The sequence below is a fragment of the Shewanella sp. genome, assembly GCF_051658185.1.
In the GTDB taxonomy this organism is placed as follows: Bacteria; Pseudomonadota; Gammaproteobacteria; order Enterobacterales; family Shewanellaceae; genus Shewanella.
On record NZ_JBOFMC010000220.1, the window covers coordinates 1 to 16,474 of the forward strand.

A 16,474-nucleotide genomic window follows, 5' to 3' on the forward strand; every position below is an offset into this window, starting at 1 on the left:
ACAAAGAGTGCGATTTTTTTCAATGTGTTACCCCGCTAGATTGGCACCCGTTAATTCAGTGCGCGTTGGCTCGATGCCAGTTGATTCCGTGTCACTTGATTCGGCGCAGTCAACTCGGCACCCGTCAATTCGAGCATAAGCACCGGTATCGGCGGGCTTGATATGCTGTAAACCGCGTGTGGCTCTATTATGGCTCCGATATGGCGCTCAAGGCGCTGTTGCTGCACTTTGTTGCGGTGTTTGGCGGCGCTATTTTTTAGTGCGTTGAGGCACTATAACACAGCCTAGGGGGAACGCCGCTCAATGGGAACCCTGCTGAGTGGGAAACCCGCTGAGTAGGAACCCAGCTCCGTGAGAATACCGCTGAGAGTACGGGCGGTATGGGAAGAGTCGCGACAGCCAAGAGATCCTTGACTGTCGCTGGGCGTGATGGTTAGCGGCTAAGCATTTAACATTTGGCGCTTAGCGTTTTACATTGAGCCCTTAGTTGCGTTGTCCGTTTGCGCGGCGAGCTCCTGCGCCTTGATAGCGGCAGTCAATTGGGCTTCAACATATCCCGGGGAATGGGTGCTAGCCGAGATTAACCGGTACATGGCGGGGATCACAAACAGCGTCACAAAGGTGGCAAAGGCCATCCCAAAGAACACGACAGTCCCCACGGCAATACGACTTTCAGCGCCCGCTCCTGTTGATAAAATTAACGGGATAGCGCCAACGAGCGTGGTAAAGGCGGTCATCAGAATTGGCCGTAAGCGGCGAGCCGAGGCATCGATAATCGCTTTATCGAGCTCCAGGCCGCGATCCCGTAATTGGTTAGCAAATTCAACAATTAAAATGCCGTTTTTGGTGACCATCCCAATTAACATGATCATGCCGATTTGGCTGTAAATGTTGATCCCTTGACTGGTAATTAACAGTCCAAGGAAACCGCCAAATACCCCCATAGGCACAGTGAACATGACCACTAATGGGTTGATAAAACTCTCAAACTGCGCCGCCAAGACTAAGTAAGCCACCAACATCGCTAAGCCAAAGACGATAAAAATGCTGCTTTGGTTTTCTTTAAAGTCTTTTGATTCTCCGGTGTAACTGATGGAAATATCCTTAGGCAACAACTCGATGGCTTTAGTTTCTAAAAACGTTAACGACTCGCCCAAGGTATAACCGCTGCTGATATTGGCTTTGAGCGTAATCGACTTTTGCTTATTGGTATGGCTTAAACGCTGCGCTGAGGCGACCTCTTCGATATGGGTTATCGTGTCTAAGGTGACGAGCTCGCCCTTGGCCGAACGCATATAAATTTGGCTTAAGTCACTGACGTTGTTGAAGCTGTTTTCATCGCCACGCAGGTACACATCGTACTCTTCACCGCGTTCCACATAGGTGGTTTCAGTGCGCCCGCCGAGCATCACCTCAAGGGTTTGGGATACTTCATCGACACTGATCCCAAGCTCTGCGGCGCGCTCTTTGTCTACGGCGACGATAAGCTCTGGCGTGGTTTCGGCGTAATCTAAGTCAGCGCCTTCCATCATCGGGCTGGCATTGGCCTCTTCTTTTAAGATCTGCGCCCACTTAAACAGTTCGGCATAATCGGAGCCGCCGAGGACAAATTGCACCGGCTCACTCGATTGCCCCCTAAAACCGGGCGTCATTGGCCGCACCATCACATCCGGAATATCCTTTAAGGCTTGACTAATGATGCCAAGCGCCTGCTGGGCGGTGACCTCACGCTTGCCCCAGTCCTCTAATTGCATGATCACATAGCCGGTTTGATCGCCTGCGCGGCCACCAAACGCGGGGGCTTGCACGCTAAAGGAGCGCAGTACCCCTTGGCCAAGCAGTGGCATCAGCCGCGCCTCAACGATGTCCATATTGGCGGTCATGCGGTTATAGCTGGTGCCTTCCGCACCTTTGACAAACGCATAGAGCACGCCGCGATCCTCCTGCGGCGCCAGTTGAGCCGGTACCAGTTGCATTAACCAAGCACTGCCGCCGATACAGGCGAGGATGACTAACGGCGCGAGCAGACGCCATTTGACGGCCTGAGTGACGCCCACGCGATACACCCGCTCTAGCGCCATAAAGGCTTGATCGACGACGCGGTTAAAGCGATTGGGTTTGACATTCGCTTTGAGCATTTTGCTGCTAAGCACCGGGGTCAGGGTTAAGGCCACAAGGGAGGAAAACAGCACCGAAACCGCGAGCATCACCGAAAATTCGGTAAAGAGTAAGCCGACCATCCCTTCCATAAAGGAAATGGGCAAAAACACCATCACTAATACGGCAGTGGTCGCCATGACCGCAAAGCCAACCTCTCGGGTGCCTTTATAGGCTGCCAGTAATGGCTCCTCGCCCTGCTCAATATGGTGGAAAATGTTTTCGACAACCACAATGGCATCATCGACCACCAGACCAATCGCGAGGATTAATGCCATTAAGGTCAAAAGGTTAATCGAGTAGCCGAACATATAGGCGGCAATAAAGGCCGAGATGAGTGACACGGGTACCGTCACCGCCGGGATCAGGGTTGCCCGAACTTGGCCGATGAAGATATACAACACTAATACCACTAACGCGCCGGTGACATACAGCGTACTGTAGACCTCATTAATGGATTGGTCGATAAATACGGTGGAGTCAAAATCGACCACGAGGCGAGTGCCCTCGGGGAGGAAGTTTTGGACGCGCTCCACCTCTTTATGTACCTCTTGGGCGACCACTAATGGGTTTGCGTCGGACTGGGTAATGATCCCGAGGCTTAAATTGACGATACCATCACTTTTAAAAGTGGAGTTTTCGTTTTGCGCGCCAATGGCGACATCGGCTACCTCTTTAAGGTAAATCGGCGTGCCATCGCTGGCGGTACGCACCACTAAATAATCAAAATCCTCAGCGGTGAAGTACAAGCGTTTGGTGCGCACTGACATGACGGTGGTGTCATTGCGGACTTGGCCGCCCGGGGTTTCGACGTTTTCTTTACGCAGCGCATTGATAATGTCTGTCACCGTCACATTGCGTCCTGCCATTTGTTCTGGCCGCAGTTTGACATACATGACTTTGTACAAACCGCCGGACAGGCTAATGGAGCTCACGCCGCTGATCAGGCTGAATCTATCCTCGAGCACCCGCTGGGAGTAGTCGGTTAATTGGGTGCGATCCATCACGGTCGAGCTTAAATTGACATAGACCGAGGGTTCACCCGAGCCATTATCCTTGGAGACGACCGGATCCTTGGCATCCTCTGGGAGGCGGCGCTGGGCACGGGCGACGGCATCGCGGACATCACTCACCCCTTCGGTGAGGTTCCAGCCAAGCAGGAATTTTACGCTAATGCGTGAGCTGCCATTGCGGGTGGTGGAGGTGATTTCATCGATACCGCTGATCCCGGTCAGCTCATCTTCAAGGGTTTTGGTGATTTGACTCTCCATAATCGCCGCCGAAGCGCCGGGATAACTGGTGCTGATGGTGACCACCGGGCTTTCGACGTCGGGCATTTCCCGCACGGCAAGCTTAGTGAAGGACACGAGACCAAACACACACAGTAGTAGGCTTAATACAATGGCAACTACCGGGCGTTTAACAGAAACATCGGATAACCACATTATTTGGTCTCCGTCAGTGGTGATTGGACAGGGGGCGTTGTCGCCGTGGCTTTAGGCGTTAAGCTCACTTCATTGATCTTTAAGCCATCGCGCATATTGACTAAGCCTTGGACGACCACTCTATCGCCGATTGTTAACCCACTTTCGATAAGCACTTCATCACCGACGCGCTCGCCTAAGGTGACCTCGGTGCGCTGAGTGATTTGTTCACTATTGACCACATAGACGTAGCGCTTAGTGCCGGAATACTCCAGCGCTTGCACTGGGACAATTGGCGCGGTAGTCGGCGGGAAGGTGAGGGTGGATGACAGCATCATCCCTGGTTTTAACTGGCCTTTGGGGTTGTTAAATTGTACGCGGATCTTAAGGTTTAAGGTTTCTTCATTGACCCGCGGATCGATGGCCACCACTTTGCCGGTAAAAGGGTGCCCCGGCCAAGCACGGCTGGTCGCCGATACTGGCATACCGATACTCAGTTGTGACAGGAAATGCTCCGGTACTTGCAGATCGAGGCGCATGACCGATAAATCATCTAAGGTCATTAACTCAGTACCTGAGCTCACCATCTTGCCTTCGCTGAAATTGATTAAGCCAGTGTTACCGGCAAACGGGGCTTTAAGCGAGTGATAATGCAGATCCGCCTGAGCCGAGGCTAAGCGGGCCTTGGCAATATCCACGCTGGCTTTTTGGGCATCAATTTCAGTCTGGGTGATGGCATTTTTGATGATAAGTTTTTCAAACTCTTTGAGTTTACGCTGTTCATCATTGAGAAAGGCGTTGGCTTCAGCCACGGCGGCCTGGGCTTTCATATCATCAAGCTCGATGAGTAATTGGCCTTTTTTTACCGTTTGGTTAGAGGTCACCGCCACTTGTTTAATTTTACCGGTGACTTGTGGCGCAATCATGACTGCGCGCTCGGCGGCAAGTTTACCAATTAAGGTAACAGACTGCTCGAGGGGATGCTCGACCACAAGGCCTGTTACCACGGGCACAGTGCGGCTTTTGGGCGGGGCATTGTCTGGTTTGGCCGCATGCAGGAGATCGCTAAAACTCACTGCGGTGGCGATGAGTCCAAGCAGGGTGATGGCAATAATGGTTTTTTTGATTGGCATGGTTATCTCGCACAAAGGCTGTTAAATGGGCAATAGCACTATGGCGGCTATTCTAGTGAATAACCTCGGCCGAGTGGGTAAAAGTTTGTAAAGTTCTCCCTAAGAAAGTGCAAGAAATTGTGTATGAAAGGCATTTAGCCTCGAGCGGGGTGACATGTTGAGATGAGATGTTGTGCGCTTTGGCGACTCAACACGCCCTCGTCATTGGCACACGTTGCGCCGCGAGAGGTGGCATGGCGAGCCGCTAACGGTTGATAGCGCATCGTGAGTCGATGCGATTGCGCCTCGCAACGGGCGGCATGTACATGATGTACTCGTATGCCGCCGTTCTTAAGTCTCCCCCGCGTGGATGTGCTGGGATATTAGTGCCGGTTTATATCATTAGTATCAAGGCGGCGAGGTTTAGCCCTGCTCGGTCAGATGTCATTAAAGCGCGATTTGCTCACCATTAAACAGTCCTCGCTTGAGCTTATGCTTATCGATAAACAGCAGTTCACCTGTTTTCCCCTTTTTGATGCTGCTATCGATGGCAATAATTTTGTTGTGGTATAACCCTAGCACTTGCTCCTGGGAGGTATGGCCGACGACGAGATGTTCAACTTTAAAATAACTTATAATATCATTAACTTGCTCTTCAGTTAGCGCATCCTTGAAGTAGCCGCGATACCAGGTTGGCCCATTGGCAAAAAATAAAAAGTTGAGTAAGTCATCTTGCTTAAGTTCGGCTTTTGTTGCGTCCACATGATCTCGAAATAGTTGATTTGCTTGGCTTATCGTCAGTTTTCGCGTTAGCCATTCAGGGCTGATGCCTGCGTGCATAAATAGGAGATTATTGATTTTGACCAAAGTGTGTTTGCTGCGTAGCCATTGGCCGATTTCAGTCTCGTGGTGATAGAGGGCATCATAACGACGCTGAAGTAACTGTGCTGAAACCTGATAACGTTCGTTGACGTAACGTAAATCGCCGCGAAGCACCATTTGCTCGTGGTTGCCCATTAACAGGTGCAGGCGTCCCCCCGCAGCTTGCGCTTCTTTATCTAAGCGATATAAAAACCATAAAACTTCATTGACTTGGTGGCCGCGGTCAAACATATCGCCATTGATCACCATATGGCCGTCGCCAAAGGACCAGTGGTGCTGGTCATCAATAATATGATGGGCTTTGAGGAGGTTAATCATCACATCGAATTGGCCGTGCACATCGCTGAGGGCGACAATCTTACTGACTTTGGTAAAGGTATCCGCCGCCACACTGGCCGCGCCTTGGTAGAGCTTAGGCTCGGGCAATGAGCCGCAATCGGCCGGACGTACTAGCTGGGCGTGGTTAATGGCGGTTCGCTTGAGCGCGCTGTGGCAAATCCAATAGGCGAACCCTTGTTCTTGTTTGTTTAAAAAGACATAGGGACCATCGTGGATGCTCCCTTGGGGCGCGGGCGCATCAGCGCCATGGGCGATGAGCGGCAGAGCAAACAGTAAGCATAAATAACGCGGTAGCGCCCGCAGGCGTATGCTTGTTTTGCCGATGAGGCCAACGCGCCAGTTGGCGTGCTTGATGTATGCGCGCAAGGTTAGGTGCTTGATGCATGAGATGTGACGAAGTGGCGACGGAGCGAATGTCGCATGAGTGTAAGCGTCATGAGTTGACGGTAATGAGTGTGGCATCGCGGCAGCATCCTTGTTATTAGCAGCGTTATTGTGGGGCTAAGCTCGTTGAAATCAGCTCGTTGAAATCAGCTCGTTGAAATCAGCTCGGTATAATCAGCTTGATGCAACACGCTCTACGCGATTGAATCCAGCCTTATTTTGTAGCAAATCATACGGCCAAGCCTGTTAGCCAACAAGCCGGCAATCCCATTATTGTGTTTGGCTGAGCATGCGTTTGTTGATAAGGCTGGGGATTGGGGTAACACCACACCCACCGCCAAGGTAAAAAAAGGAGTTTAGCCCTTACGAGCTAAACTCCTGTAACACATGCTGGTTTAGGAGCGCGAACTTATTTTGTCATCCGCTTGTATTTTAAGCGGTGTGGTTCGATGACGTCGGCACCATAGGTATTTTTCAGCCACGCCGAATATTCGGTGTAGTTACCTTCGTAGAAGTTCACTTGGCCTTCATCGCGATAATCTAAAATGTGGGTGGCGATACGGTCGAGGAACCAACGATCGTGCGAGATCACCATTGCGCAGCCGGGGAATTCCAGCAGCGCTTCTTCTAGGGCGCGCAGGGTTTCTACGTCTAAATCGTTGGTGGGTTCGTCGAGTAACAACACGTTACCGCCCGCTTGCAACAACTTGGCTAAATGCACCCGGTTACGTTCCCCGCCCGACAAGGTGCCGATAATTTTTTGCTGATCGGCGCCGCGGAAGTTAAACCGGCCCACATAGGCGCGGCTTGGAATTTCCATGTTGTTGATGCGCATGATGTCTTGCCCACCGGAAATTTCTTGCCAGATGGTGTTTTTGTCATTCATCGAATCACGGAACTGTTCAACCGATGCCAATTGCACGGTTTCACCGAGTTCAATGCTGCCGCTGTCAGGGGTTTCTGCGCCGGATAACATGCGGAACAGGGTAGATTTACCCGCGCCGTTAGCGCCGATAATCCCAACGATGGCGCCCTTAGGCACAGAAAAAGACAGATTGTCGATCAGGACGCGGTCACCATAGGACTTAGTTAAGTTATTCACTTCAATGACTTTGTCACCTAAACGCGGTCCGGGCGGAATAAACAGCTCATTGGTTTCGTTACGTTTTTGGTAATCGCTGGTGTTGAGTTCTTCAAAGCGAGCCATCCGGGCCTTGCCCTTAGATTGGCGGCCTTTAGCGCCTTGACGTACCCATTCTAATTCTTTCGCGATGGTTTTTTGGCGAGCGCTTTCAGCGGCCGATTCCTGCTTTAAGCGGGCATCTTTTTGTTCCAGCCATGAAGAGTAGTTGCCCTCCCACGGGATACCTTCACCGCGGTCGAGTTCTAAAATCCAGCCAGCCGCATTGTCGAGGAAGTAACGGTCGTGGGTAATCGCCACCACAGTGCCGGCATATTCCTGCAGGAAGTGTTCCAGCCATGCCACGGATTCGGCATCCAAATGGTTGGTGGGTTCGTCGAGCAGTAGCATTTCGGGCTTTTCTAACAGTAAGCGACAAATCGCGACCCGGCGGCGCTCACCACCCGATAACACTTCGATTTTCTCATCCCAATCTGGCAGACGCAGGGCGTTGGCGGCGCGCTCAAGGATATGCTCTAGGTTGTGAGCATCTTGTGCTTGGATAATGGCTTCAAGCTCGCCTTGCTCTTTGGCTAGGGCGTCAAAATCGGCATCGGGTTCAGCGTAGGCAGCGTAAACCTCATCGAGGCGAGTTAGGGCATTTTTCGCTTCAGCGACGGCCTCTTCGATGGCTTCGCGTACGGTTTGGGTCGGATCGAGTTTAGGCTCTTGGGGTAAGTAACCGATCTTGAGTCCGGGCATGGGGCGCGCTTCACCCTCAATCTCAGTATCAATGCCCGCCATAATGCGCAGTAATGTGGATTTACCCGAACCGTTAAGACCTAATACACCAATTTTGGCGCCGGGAAAGAAGCTTAAAGAAATGTCTTTAAGGATCTGCTTCTTAGGTGGAACAATCTTACCCACCCGCAGCATACTGTAAACAAACTGGGCCATGTTTCTCTATCTTAAGTGACTAATGATGCGGCTAATTCTACAAGATTGCGCGCCGAACTCAACTCGCCAATGCACTAAGTTCATGGCCAATCTGCAGGAATTTCATCTTGTAAATACTGGGATTGTATTGAGGTTGCGAGTAGAATACCGCGCAACCCTACCTATAAGAATTGGCTGCTGGAGTTGGCAATGCTAAAAAAAGAGATGAACATCGCAGATTACGATCCGGAACTGTTTCGCGCGATTGAAAACGAAACCCTGCGTCAAGAAGAGCATATCGAGTTAATCGCGTCGGAAAACTACACCAGCCCTCGGGTGATGCAGGCGCAAGGTTCACAATTAACCAATAAATACGCTGAAGGTTACCCTGGTAAGCGTTATTACGGCGGTTGTGAGTATGTGGATGTGGTTGAAACCTTAGCGATTGAGCGTGCTAAGCAACTGTTTGGTGCCAGCTATGCTAACGTGCAGCCCCATTCAGGTTCACAGGCGAACAGCGCGGTGTACATGGCATTGTTAAAGCCGGGCGACACCGTCCTTGGGATGAACCTCGCCCACGGTGGTCACTTGACCCACGGTTCACCGGTTAACTTCTCTGGCAAGCTGTATAACATCATTCCTTACGGTATCGATGAGTCTGGCAAAATCGACTACGACGAGATGGAGCGCCTAGCGTTAGAGCATAAGCCAAAGATGATGATTGGCGGTTTCTCGGCCTACTCAGGGATTGTGGACTGGGCAAGAATGCGCGAAATTGCCGATAAAATCGGTGCTTATTTGTTTGTTGATATGGCCCATGTGGCAGGCTTAATTGCCGCTGGCGTGTATCCTAACCCAGTACCTCATGCCCATGTGGTGACCTCAACCACCCATAAAACCCTCGCGGGCCCTCGTGGTGGCTTGATCCTCTCTGCTGCAGATGATGAAGAGTTATATAAAAAGCTTAACTCGGCGGTATTCCCCGGTGGCCAAGGTGGGCCTTTGATGCACGTTATCGCGGGTAAAGCGGTGGCGTTTAAAGAAGCCCTTGAGCCAGAATTCAAAACCTATCAACAACAAGTGGTCAAAAACGCAAAAGCCATGGTCGAAGTGTTCCTCGAACGTGGTTACAAAATCGTTTCAGGCGGTACCGATAACCACTTAATGCTGGTGGACTTAATTGGCCGCGACTTGACCGGTAAAGAGGCCGATGCCGCCTTAGGCAGCGCTAACATCACCGTGAATAAGAACTCTGTGCCAAACGATCCACGCTCACCCTTTGTGACGTCCGGTATCCGTATTGGTACGCCAGCGATCACTCGTCGTGGCTTTAAAGAAGCCGAGGCAAAAGCGCTTACGGGCTGGATCTGTGACATTCTGGATGATGCCCACAATTTGGCGGTCATCGAGCGCGTGAAAGGCCAAGTGCTCGCGTTGTGTGCTCGTTTTCCTGTTTATGGCTAAGGCCGATACGCATTAATGTGATGTTGATGCTGGGCTGAGTTTGATCCCACTTCGCTGGAAGAGTTAACCTCAGCCCATAAATAGGATAAAATCCCGTGGCCGCATCTTGCGGCCATTTTTATTGATAAAATCTAAGGCTTAACCCCATAGGGTGAGGCATAGATTGCACCGGTAAGGCGCAAGCTTTACTCGCACTCACTGGCAGGAGGCTCAATGCATTGTCCATTTTGCAGCGCGACAGATACTAAAGTCATCGATTCTCGATTAGTGGCAGAAGGCCACCAAGTGCGCCGTCGCCGAGAATGCACCGAATGCCATGAACGTTTTACCACCTTCGAGGGCGCGGAGTTAGTCATGCCGCGGGTGATCAAACGCGACGGCTCGCGCCAACCTTTTGATGAAGAAAAACTGCAATCGGGCATGTTGCGTGCCGTTGAAAAACGCCCGGTATCGATGGATCAAATCGATCAAGCCCTCAGTAAAATCAAATCGACCCTACGCGCAACAGGCGAAAGGGAGGTTACCTCAGAAATGATCGGTAACCTGATGATGGAACAATTAATGACCCTCGATAAGGTGGCTTATATCCGTTTTGCCTCGGTATATCGGGCTTTTGAGGATGTCTCAGAGTTTGGCGAGGCCATCGCGAAGCTGCAAAAATAAGTAGAGCACTGACTTGAGCGCCAGCCCTCTTGGCGGCTAATCAAGCGCAGTGGTTTTGCATTAATGGGCAGTGGTTTTGCATTAATGAAACTATGGCTTTGCATGAAGGCTTTGAATTTATCGCGCCGTCAACAATAACCTTGAATAGGAGCTTGCATGCCCTGGACAGTGATTGACACCCAGATGATGAGCCGTGCTATCCAATTGGCGCAAAAGGGTTTTTATACGACTAGACCCAATCCAAGCGTGGGCTGCGTTATCCTTAAGGATGAGCAGATAGTCGGTGAAGGCTATCATCAACGCGCTGGCGGCCCCCACGCCGAGGTGCATGCGCTGGCCATGGCGGGCGATAAGGCGCGCGGGGCAACGGCCTATGTCACCTTAGAACCTTGTAGCCATTACGGCCGCACGCCCCCTTGTGCGCTGGCTTTGATTGAGGCGGGCATTGCGAGGGTTGTGGTGGCGGTGGGCGATCCTAATCCGCAGGTGGCAGGCCGAGGCATACAATTGCTGCGTGATGCCGGGATTGAGGTGGCTGTCGGTTTGTTAAGTGAACAGGCCCGCGCCCTCAACCTCGGGTTTATGAAGCGGATGAGCTCCCATCGGCCTTGGGTGACGGTGAAGTTGGCTGCAAGCCTTGATGGGAAAACTGCGCTCGCCAATGGCGAATCGAAATGGATCACAGGTCCTGCGGCCCGTCGCGATGTGCAGCGCCTACGCTTACGCGCTTGCGCGTTGATCACGGGTATCGAAACCATTCTGGCGGACGATCCTGCGCTCAATGTGCGTTATCAAGAGCTGGGCAGCATAAAGGCCGGCCTGACTGAGGCGCAATTACTGCAGCCATTAAGAGTCATTCTCGATAGTCGCGCCCGCTTACCGTTATCGGCGGCCTGCTTGGCGATCGCATCACCAATATTGTTAGTCTCAACCGTGGCTTATCCGGCGGCTTTTCAAGCGCAATTGCCTTCGCATGTGAGCTGCCTTCAGTTACCAGCCGTTGCCGGTCGCGTCTCGCTGCCTGAACTATTAAGCTATCTTGGCCAAAGCTGTAATCAACTGCTCGTTGAGGCGGGCGCCACCTTAGCCGGTGCATTTTTGGCAGAGGGGCTGGTCGATGAGTTAGTGCTGTACCAAGGGATGAAAATTCTCGGGGGGCATGGGCGTAATTTATTGCAGTTACCAGACTATCAGACCATGGCAGAGATACCGGCCTTAACCTTGGTCGATGAGCGAAAAATCGGGCCAGATACGCGTTTGACCTTAGTACCCAATCCATCTTTATCAAATAAGTGAGTTGACCATGTTTACTGGGATTATCGAGGCCGTTGGCACCCTACGTAAGCTCGAGCGTAAAGGCGATGATATCCGCCTGACGGTAGCGAGCGGCAAACTGGACTTAAGTGATGTACGTCTTGGGGACAGCATTGCGACCAACGGCGTGTGCTTAACGGTGGTGCAGTGTTTAGCTGATGGCTATGTGGCCGATGTATCCGCCGAAACCGTGAGTCTCACCGGCTTTGCCAATTATCGCGTTGGCACTCAGGTTAACCTAGAAAAGGCCGTCACCCCCACCACCCGTTTAGGTGGCCACATGGTGAGCGGCCATGTGGATGGGATTGCCACCGTGGAGCAGCGCCTAGTGCGCGGTCAAGCCATCGAGTTTTGGTTAGCGGCGCCTTCCGAGCTTGGGCGCTACATCGCCCATAAGGGCTCAATTACCATCGATGGGGTCAGTTTAACGGTGAACGAAGTTGACGGCAGCCGTTTTCGGTTAACCATAGTGCCGCATACGGCAGGGGAAACCACGCTCATCGCGCTGCAAGCTGGCGATAAAGTCAATATTGAAGTGGATTTAGTCGCCCGTTATTTAGAGCGTCTGATGACTTTTGACAGCCAAAAGAGCGCGCAGGGCGGTGTCACCATGGAAATGCTTGCCCGTGCCGGCTTTGTGCGTTAAGTCATAGGCACTCGGTTGACTTAAGTATAGAATTTAATAACAACAGCAAAAACATAAAGGTCCTACAATGGCGTTGCACAGTATAGAAGAGATCATCGAAGATATTCGTCAAGGCAAAATGGTTATTTTGATGGATGACGAAGACCGTGAAAACGAAGGTGATTTGATCATGGCCGCCGAAATGGTGACGCCTGAAGCCATTAACTTTATGGCAAAATATGGCCGTGGCTTGATCTGCCAAACGATGACAAAGGCTCGCTGCCAGCAGTTAAATCTGCCGCTGATGGTGACCAATAACAATGCCCAGTTTTCGACCAACTTCACGGTGTCTATTGAGGCAGCCGAAGGCGTGACGACCGGCATTTCAGCCCATGATCGCGCCGTCACCATCAAAACCGCGGTGGCTAAGGATGCAAAAGCGGCAGACTTAGTGCAGCCTGGGCATATCTTTCCATTGATGGCCCAGGATGGCGGCGTGTTAATTCGTGCTGGTCATACGGAAGCCGGCTGCGATTTAGCGCGGCTAGCAGGCTTTGAACCTTCAGGGGTTATCGTTGAAATTTTGAATGAGGACGGCACCATGGCGCGCCGCCCAGATCTTGAAATTTTCTCCCAATTGCACGGTATCAAGATGGGCACTATTGCGGCGTTAATTGAATACCGCAATACCCAAGAAACCACCGTCGTGCGTGAGGCAAAATGTAAATTACCCACTCGCTTTGGCGAGTTCGAGATGTTGACCTTTAGGGATACTATCGATAATCAATTGCACTTTGCTCTTGTCAAAGGCGAGGTGACCGAGAACGGTTTAGTGCGCGTACACTTACAAAATACCTTCAATGATTTACTCCACTCCGAGCGGGATCAGCAACGCAGTTGGCCCCTCGAAAGAGCGATGGAGCGGATTGCCAATGAAGGTGGGGTGTTGGTGTTACTTGCCAATCAAGAGCATCCAAGTGAAATTCTGGCGAAGGTAAAGGCGTTTGAAGCTGAAGATCAAGGGCAATCAAACGTCGGCGCGAAATGGCAAGGCACCTCCCGCCGAGTCGGCGTGGGCTCACAAATTTTGGCGCAACTGGGGGTGACTAAGATGCGCCTATTAAGCTCCCCTAAGCGTTATCACTCACTCTCGGGCTTTGGCCTTGAGGTGACGGAATGCGTTGCGGATGACGAGTGAGCTCGGTTCCGTTTTTGCTAGTTCCCCTTTGCTCAGGCAACAAGGCCGATAGCGAGCGCCGTTAAGGTGCCTCATGATAGCCAAGTTAGTTACGCGATAGACAAATTAGCAACGCGATAGCCAAATTAGCTACGTGCGATGATCAAGGGGCGGTTTATCGCACAGTGTCGCCGTAGCTTATGGGGAACAAGGTTGCAGTAAGGTAAAAATCACTATTTCTGATAATTTGCATAGGGCTCTGGGCAATTGGCTGTGGTATCATATCGCCACTTTTCGCCCGAAGCTGGGTGCTTTAGCAAAATGTAGGTAAGATAATGAACGTAGTTCAAGGTAATATCGAAGCGAAAAATGCCAAAGTTGCGATTGTAATTTCGCGTTTCAACAGCTTTTTAGTTGAGAGCCTGCTTGACGGTGCACTTGACACGCTGAAGCGCTTTGGCCAAGTCAGTGACGACAATATTACGGTTGTCCGTGTACCCGGTGCGGTTGAGTTACCGTTAGCTGCCCGTCGTGTGGCGGCCAGTGGAAAGTTCGACGGAATTATCGCCTTAGGTGCGGTGATCCGTGGTGGAACGCCCCATTTTGATTTTGTTGCAGGCGAATGCAATAAAGGTCTAGCTCAAATTGCCTTGGAATTTGATCTACCCGTTGCCTTCGGCGTGTTGACCACAGATACCATTGAACAAGCCATTGAGCGTTCAGGTACCAAAGCAGGTAATAAAGGCGGCGAAGCTGCATTAAGTCTGCTCGAAATGGTCAATGTTCTGCAAGAACTTGAACAACAGTTGTCATAGTAGGAAAAATAATGAAGCCTTCTGAGCGCCGCAAGGCCCGCCGTTTAGCCGTTCAAGCCATTTATTCATGGCAACTAAGCGGGAATAATATTGCCGATGTCGAGCATGAGTTTTTAACTGAGCAAAGTCTCGACGGTGTTGATGTAGCTTATTTTCGTGAGCTATTTGCAGGCGTTGCAACTAAGAAAACCCAACTGGATGAGTTGATTATTCCGTTTCTGGATCGCCCCATCGATGAGGTGTCACCCGTCGAAAAAGCCATCGTTCGCCTTGCGACCTATGAGCTGACTTTCCGCAAAGATGTGCCCTTCAAAGTGGCCATTAACGAGGCAATCGAGTTGGCGAAAGCATTCGGTGCGGACGATAGTCACAAGTTTGTGAATGGATTGCTCGACAAACTGGTTGCACGTAAGTAATCACGCAGTACTAAAGACAAACGGTATCCTCGGATACCGTTTTTCATTGCTAACAAAGGTGGCAGATATAACGTCGTGCCAAACTGTACAGTGAAAGAATTCCAATTAATTGAATGTTATTTTAACAACCGCGGCCCCGTTCGCCGTGATGTCAAGCTCAGCATTGGTGATGATTGTGCTTTAGTCCAGCCAGCTGAAAACAAATCGATCGCCATCTCCTGCGATACCTTAGTTGAAAACGTTCACTTTTTCCCTGACATACCTCCCCAAGCCTTAGGTTACAAAGCCCTCGCTGTCAATCTGTCAGATTTAGCCGCGATGGGGGCGGAGCCCGCATGGATGACCCTCGCCTTAACCTTGCCCGAGGTTGATGAAGCTTGGTTAAAGGGCTTTAGTGAGGGGTTATTTGAGGCGGCTGAATATTACGGCATTGCTTTAATTGGTGGGGATACGACCCGTGGGCCTCGCGCCATCAATATTACCGTGCTTGGTCAGTTGCCTCAGGGCAAGGCCTTAACACGCCAAGGTGCTAAGGTTGGAGACTGGATCTATGTGACGGGCACGTTAGGTGACTCGGCCTTAGGACTTGATATCTTACGCGGTGCTCAAACCGTGCCGGCACAGCATAAAGAGTTTTTGATTAATCGTCATTATCGTCCAACCCCAAGGGTGCTCGCGGGGCAATCGCTGCGGTCTTTGGCATCAAGCGCGATTGATCTTTCTGATGGTTTTATCTCGGATATTGGCCATATTCTGAAGGCCTCGGCGGTTGGTGCCGTGGTTGAAGTGAGCAATATTCCCCTCTCTTTGGCGCTGCAAGATAGCGTCAGTGAAGAACATGCCCTCGGCTATGCATTGACGGGGGGGGAAGACTACGAACTGTTATTTACGGTTCCCGAAGCCCAAAAGGGGGCGCTAGAAACGGCGCTGAGTCATGCAGGGGCCAAATTTGTGCGCGTCGGGCAAATATGTGCGGGTAACAAATTGAAATTGCAGCGTAATGGTGAGCCATTTACACCGCCATACCACGGTTTTGAGCATTTTTAATGAAATGGTTAACAACGGATCCGGCGTTATCGCGCCTGTCATTAACAAATCCTATTCACTTTTTAGCCCTTGGCTTTGGTAGCGGCTTGGCTGCTAAAGCGCCGGGTACCTTTGGAACTCTGGCGGCGATCCCTTTGTATCTGCTGATGGCGCAATTGCCTCTGAGCTGGTATCTGGGGTTCACACTGCTGTGCGTAATCTTTGGCGTGTATATTTGTGATAAAGCCGCTAAGGATATGGGGGTGCATGATCACGGCGCTATCGTCTGGGATGAAGTCGCTGGACTACTGATCACTATGATCGCCGCGCCCTCTGGCTGGATATGGCTTTTAGGCGGTTTTGTCCTGTTTCGCTTTTTTGACATCATTAAGCCTTGGCCGATTCGTTGGCTTGATGCCAAGGTGGCAGGCGGTTTTGGCATTATGATTGACGATGTATTGGCGGGAATATTTGCGCTGCTCTGTTTGCAGGGACTCGCTTGGGGCTTAGCTACGGCGCAGGTATGCACACCTCACGCGATGTGCGCATTTTAAAAGACTTAGATGGGGATATTTGCGGCAAAGATGTGGTGATTGTTGAAGACATCATCGACACCGGCT

Annotated in this window: 13 protein-coding genes and 1 pseudogene; 10 read left to right on the top strand and 4 right to left on the bottom strand. The window is 51.3% G+C overall.

The genetic code is table 11. The features are described 5' to 3' along the window. Positions 1–470 precede the first annotated feature (470 nt). The 4 genes from ACRCZA_RS08705 to ettA form a co-directional block, all read right to left on the bottom strand. Positions 471–3,602, bottom strand: coding sequence for a multidrug efflux RND transporter permease subunit (locus tag ACRCZA_RS08705; RefSeq protein ID WP_438674061.1), 3,132 nt, complete (start codon positions 3,600–3,602; stop codon positions 471–473). Continuing rightward, a complete protein-coding gene (locus ACRCZA_RS08710; RefSeq protein ID WP_438674071.1) occupies positions 3,602–4,708 on the bottom strand; it encodes an efflux RND transporter periplasmic adaptor subunit in 1,107 nt (368 codons plus the stop codon). The genes ACRCZA_RS08705 and ACRCZA_RS08710 overlap by 1 nt, the downstream gene beginning before the upstream one ends. A gap of 432 nt (positions 4,709–5,140) precedes the next feature. Next, entirely contained in the window at positions 5,141–6,187 is a 1,047-nt protein-coding gene (locus ACRCZA_RS08715) for a metallophosphoesterase (protein ID WP_438674072.1), read from the bottom strand. A 520-nt stretch (positions 6,188–6,707) separates the two neighbouring features. Then, a complete protein-coding gene (gene ettA, locus ACRCZA_RS08720; RefSeq protein WP_438674062.1) occupies positions 6,708–8,375 on the bottom strand; it encodes an energy-dependent translational throttle protein EttA in 1,668 nt (555 codons plus the stop codon). A gap of 189 nt (positions 8,376–8,564) precedes the next feature. On the opposite strand from ettA, the gene glyA reads away from it, so the two are divergent. From glyA to ACRCZA_RS08770, 10 genes and pseudogenes are all read left to right on the top strand, one after another. After that, entirely contained in the window at positions 8,565–9,818 is a 1,254-nt protein-coding gene (gene glyA, locus ACRCZA_RS08725) for a serine hydroxymethyltransferase (protein ID WP_438674063.1), read from the top strand. 213 nt (positions 9,819–10,031) lie between these two features. Further along, a complete protein-coding gene (nrdR, locus tag ACRCZA_RS08730) occupies positions 10,032–10,481 on the top strand; it encodes a transcriptional regulator NrdR (RefSeq protein ID WP_438674064.1) in 450 nt (149 codons plus the stop codon). 156 nt (positions 10,482–10,637) lie between these two features. Then, positions 10,638–11,777 (top strand): bifunctional diaminohydroxyphosphoribosylaminopyrimidine deaminase/5-amino-6-(5-phosphoribosylamino)uracil reductase RibD, encoded by a 1,140-nt coding sequence (gene ribD / locus ACRCZA_RS08735; protein WP_438674065.1) that lies wholly within the window; start codon positions 10,638–10,640, stop codon positions 11,775–11,777. Positions 11,778–11,784: 7 nt separating this feature from the next. Beyond that, positions 11,785–12,441, top strand: coding sequence for a riboflavin synthase (locus tag ACRCZA_RS08740; protein WP_438674066.1), 657 nt, complete (start codon positions 11,785–11,787; stop codon positions 12,439–12,441). A 67-nt stretch (positions 12,442–12,508) separates the two neighbouring features. Then, positions 12,509–13,618 carry a bifunctional 3,4-dihydroxy-2-butanone-4-phosphate synthase/GTP cyclohydrolase II gene (ribBA, locus tag ACRCZA_RS08745; protein ID WP_438674067.1) on the top strand — a complete coding sequence of 370 codons (1,110 nt, stop codon included), beginning with the start codon at positions 12,509–12,511 and terminating at the stop codon, positions 13,616–13,618. A 314-nt stretch (positions 13,619–13,932) separates the two neighbouring features. Further along, positions 13,933–14,412: a 6,7-dimethyl-8-ribityllumazine synthase gene (gene ribH / locus ACRCZA_RS08750; protein WP_438674068.1), complete on the top strand. Its 480-nt coding sequence runs from the start codon at positions 13,933–13,935 to the stop codon at positions 14,410–14,412. Positions 14,413–14,423: 11 nt separating this feature from the next. Next, positions 14,424–14,828, top strand: coding sequence for a transcription antitermination factor NusB (gene nusB, locus ACRCZA_RS08755; RefSeq protein ID WP_438674069.1), 405 nt, complete (start codon positions 14,424–14,426; stop codon positions 14,826–14,828). A 90-nt stretch (positions 14,829–14,918) separates the two neighbouring features. Continuing rightward, entirely contained in the window at positions 14,919–15,875 is a 957-nt protein-coding gene (thiL, locus tag ACRCZA_RS08760; RefSeq protein ID WP_438674073.1) for a thiamine-phosphate kinase, read from the top strand. Then, entirely contained in the window at positions 15,875–16,408 is a 534-nt protein-coding gene (locus ACRCZA_RS08765) for a phosphatidylglycerophosphatase A family protein (protein ID WP_438674070.1), read from the top strand. The genes thiL and ACRCZA_RS08765 overlap by 1 nt, the downstream gene beginning before the upstream one ends. Beyond that, positions 16,363–16,474 (top strand): annotated as a pseudogene (locus tag ACRCZA_RS08770) (hypoxanthine phosphoribosyltransferase); the annotation flags it as partial. The gene ACRCZA_RS08765 and the pseudogene ACRCZA_RS08770, both read left to right, overlap by 46 nt.

Bases quoted from the DNA above. Each gene is read 5' to 3' on its own strand.
- ACRCZA_RS08705 (WP_438674061.1), bottom strand. From the start codon at position 3,602: ATGTGGTTATCCGATGTTTCTGTTAAACGCCCGGTAGTTGCCATTGTA.
- ettA (WP_438674062.1), bottom strand. From the start codon at position 8,375: ATGGCCCAGTTTGTTTACAGTATGCTGCGGGTGGGTAAGATTGTTCCA.
- glyA (WP_438674063.1), top strand. From the start codon at position 8,565: ATGCTAAAAAAAGAGATGAACATCGCAGATTACGATCCGGAACTGTTT.
- nrdR (WP_438674064.1), top strand. From the start codon at position 10,032: ATGCATTGTCCATTTTGCAGCGCGACAGATACTAAAGTCATCGATTCT.
- ribD (WP_438674065.1), top strand. From the start codon at position 10,638: ATGCCCTGGACAGTGATTGACACCCAGATGATGAGCCGTGCTATCCAA.
- ACRCZA_RS08740 (WP_438674066.1), top strand. From the start codon at position 11,785: ATGTTTACTGGGATTATCGAGGCCGTTGGCACCCTACGTAAGCTCGAG.
- ribBA (WP_438674067.1), top strand. From the start codon at position 12,509: ATGGCGTTGCACAGTATAGAAGAGATCATCGAAGATATTCGTCAAGGC.
- ribH (WP_438674068.1), top strand. From the start codon at position 13,933: ATGAACGTAGTTCAAGGTAATATCGAAGCGAAAAATGCCAAAGTTGCG.
- nusB (WP_438674069.1), top strand. From the start codon at position 14,424: ATGAAGCCTTCTGAGCGCCGCAAGGCCCGCCGTTTAGCCGTTCAAGCC.
- ACRCZA_RS08765 (WP_438674070.1), top strand. From the start codon at position 15,875: ATGAAATGGTTAACAACGGATCCGGCGTTATCGCGCCTGTCATTAACA.